Raw genomic sequence first — 3016 nt, forward strand, 5'->3', positions numbered from 1 at the left:
TGACGTTTCTAAATTAACTAAACCATAAAATTCAACTATTCTATTTTTTCTAAATTATTCAAACTTGTTTTTAAGTTTGTCTTTTTTTATACGTTTTGATTGATTTTTGTTTCACACTTGTTCACCTCCTGGGAGTTTATTTCCTGTTACATTTAAGAAGACATCATCCATTCTTCCTTTTACTAGTTCAAAGTCATTAAACAATTCTGGTTTTTGAAGAATCATTTCTTTCACAACACCCGAATGATTGATACGGATTGTGTAATGATCCTTATTATATGTATATGGATGTCCTAAAGACTTGATGTCCTCTTCTTTTACATGATAGATATTTAAATAATCATAAGCATATTTCTGTTTTAATTCATGTGGTGTTCCAGAAGCTATTTGACGGCCATGATCAATAATAACAACTTGATCTGCTTCAGCTGCTTCTTCCATATAATGAGTCGTAAGAAATACAGTCATATGTTTTTCTTTTCTTAAATTATCAATAACTTTCCATAATGTTTTTCTTGTTTGAGGATCTAAACCAGTTGTTGGTTCATCTAAGATAAGAAGTTCTGGTTCATGAATAAGAACACGAGCTATATCTATACGTCTTCTTTGTCCTCCTGATAGCTTATTTAAAGGTTTCTTTAAAAAGTCTTTGAAATCTAATAATAGAGAGAGTTCTTCTAGTTTCTTCTTAAAAGAATTCCCTGTAATACCATACAAAGCAGCACGATACTTGAGATTTTCATAAACTGTGAGCACATCATCTAATGCAGAAGTTTGATAAACAACACCTATAGTAGTTCTTACTTCATTCATATGTGTTTTAGTATCCTTGCCTTCAATGTATATTTCTCCTGTATCACTTGTAAGTTCACCACATATCATAGAGATAGTGGTACTCTTACCTGCACCATTGACACCTAGAAAGGAAAAGAACGTTCCCTTTTCTACAGTAAAGCTTAAGTCATCTACTGCTTTAATATCACCAAAAGTTTTTGTAAGATGTTTAATTTCAATACTATTCATAGTTGTCACCCCTTTCTACTTTTCAGAGCTTTATTGATTTCTATAGTCATACGACAATCATTAATATAATTAAAGAGTCTGACTAATATATCTACAATAATAATTGTTATAAAGAAGAAAATTCCTCCCAAGAAATCCTGATACATGCCAATTTGATAGCCTGCAGTTAGAAGTATAATTTCTAAGAATATTGTATGAAGAATGTCCTTCACTATTACATTTTGTAACTTGAAACTATAGATTATAGTAGGTAGACAAGCAAGTAAAGAGAAGACTGCTACCTGTCCTAAATAAGATACAGAAAGCATTTTTATTTGTGGCTGGTTAAAATAACAGAATAAGATTGTACACATCATTGATAAGTTATATATTACGAAATATTCTACAAGCATTGTATGCATTAATTCTTTTTTATTCATTATTACTCTCCTTACAACCCAATCATTTGTTTTAGTACACGTACATATTGTCTAGAAACGATAAGTTTCTCTTTATTAGTCAGCATCACTTCAAATCTTCCAGATAATGATGGTTTAATAGAATCAATTTTATCTGCATTAATAATGAATGATTTAGATGCTCTAAAGAATGATGTACCTTCTGTTTCTTGTTCAAATTCATAAAGTTTCATCTTTGATTCATATATTTCCTTTTTGCAATAGAGAAATGCTTTTTGATCAACTATTTCAAAGTAATATATATCATTGATATTCAATAGATAGGCAGTTCCCCTTTTGTATCCAATTATTCTTTTCTCATTTTCTATGAAAGAGATCATACTTTGTATTTCATCTGTTATCTGATAGCATTTAATGACAACTTCTTCTTTTTGATCTTCAGATATCAATTCAATTCTTGTCTTCATATTTTTCTCCCTTACAAAAATGATACCATAATATAATACATGTGAATATCACATCCAATTAAGTTGTAGAAATCGTATTGTAAGATGAAAAAAAGAGCTGTAACGCTCAAGGTAGTAGTAAATACTATCTATTCGTTACAGCCCCTTAGCGGGGACTGTCATCATTCTGTCCTTGACTTTTGAACCAGTTTAAAAGCTCCTTTCATTTTTTATTTTACTGGTGCTTTATCCATTTCATATCCATATATTTTATAATCTTGACTATATAGATATGCTAAAGAAAAATAATCTCCTGTAGGTAAAAATTCACTTCTATCAATACTGTGTTGTGTCAACAATTTAGATTCATTTGTATTGTTAATATTGGAAGTTATAATTGCAGTATGGTCTATATCTCCATCTTTGGTAAAATCTACTGAAATCACATCTCCTGCTGTAAGTAAATCCGATGTTTTTGCTATACCAGCTCTGGATTTCCAATGCTGATAAAAATTATTAGCTCCACCCCATGTATGTGATGGCTTTCCATTATCATAATACCAGTTTTTAGATTGTCTATATGGTAAAAACAATCCTGATTTTCTATATTTAAAACCACCATAACTTAAACATTGTGAAACAAAATTCGTACAGTCGCTCCAACCTCTTCTTATTGCAGACTGTCCCTCTGCATTTTCATCTAAATCATTATAATCATTAGAATTAGGGTCTTGCTTATAATAATTAGCATAATATGGAAAATCTGTATTATTTGTTCTATTCCACCATTGCTTTGCATATTGAATAGCTTTATTAGAATCGTACCCATTTGATTTTCTATTATCACTAGGAGTTATTTTGTTAGATAATTCAGTTGAACTCTTACTTATTGGTAATAACAATTCAAGTTCTTCAGAATTAAATTCTTTTTCTTTTAAACAAGAAATGATTTTTTTATTAGACTCTGCATTTTCATAAATATCTATAAATTCTGCAAATTCCGCTAGTTTATCATTAAATTCATTATTAGTTGAGTATTCCGCTAATGGAAGACCACTCGTTACAGTAGAGAAGTCCACTCAATACGCTGGACAAGTCCGCCTCACCAAAAAATTGAATACGGTTGGAAGTCCACAATTAATTTGAAAA

General features: G+C 30.0%; 4 protein-coding genes. All 4 read right to left on the minus strand.

Translation table 11 applies throughout. The features are described 5' to 3' along the window. Positions 1-111: 111 nt before the first annotated feature. The 4 genes from H8909_RS12820 to H8909_RS12835 all read right to left on the minus strand — a co-directional run bounded on the left by H8909_RS12820 (position 112) and on the right by H8909_RS12835 (position 2946). Entirely contained in the window at positions 112-1023 is a 912-nt protein-coding gene (locus tag H8909_RS12820; protein WP_187013099.1) for an ABC transporter ATP-binding protein, read from the minus strand. Positions 1024-1028: 5 nt separating this feature from the next. After that, a complete protein-coding gene (locus tag H8909_RS12825) occupies positions 1029-1442 on the minus strand; it encodes a hypothetical protein (protein ID WP_187013100.1) in 414 nt (137 codons plus the stop codon). Positions 1443-1453: 11 nt separating this feature from the next. Continuing rightward, positions 1454-1888: a LytTR family DNA-binding domain-containing protein gene (locus H8909_RS12830; RefSeq protein WP_187013101.1), complete on the minus strand. Its 435-nt coding sequence runs from the start codon at positions 1886-1888 to the stop codon at positions 1454-1456. 209 nt (positions 1889-2097) lie between these two features. Beyond that, positions 2098-2946: an amidase domain-containing protein gene (locus H8909_RS12835; protein WP_187013102.1), complete on the minus strand. Its 849-nt coding sequence runs from the start codon at positions 2944-2946 to the stop codon at positions 2098-2100. Positions 2947-3016: the final 70 nt, after the last annotated feature.

It is taken from the genome of Catenibacterium faecis (assembly GCF_014306455.1).
In the GTDB taxonomy this organism is placed as follows: domain Bacteria; phylum Bacillota_I; class Bacilli_A; order Erysipelotrichales; family Coprobacillaceae; genus Catenibacterium; species Catenibacterium mitsuoka_A.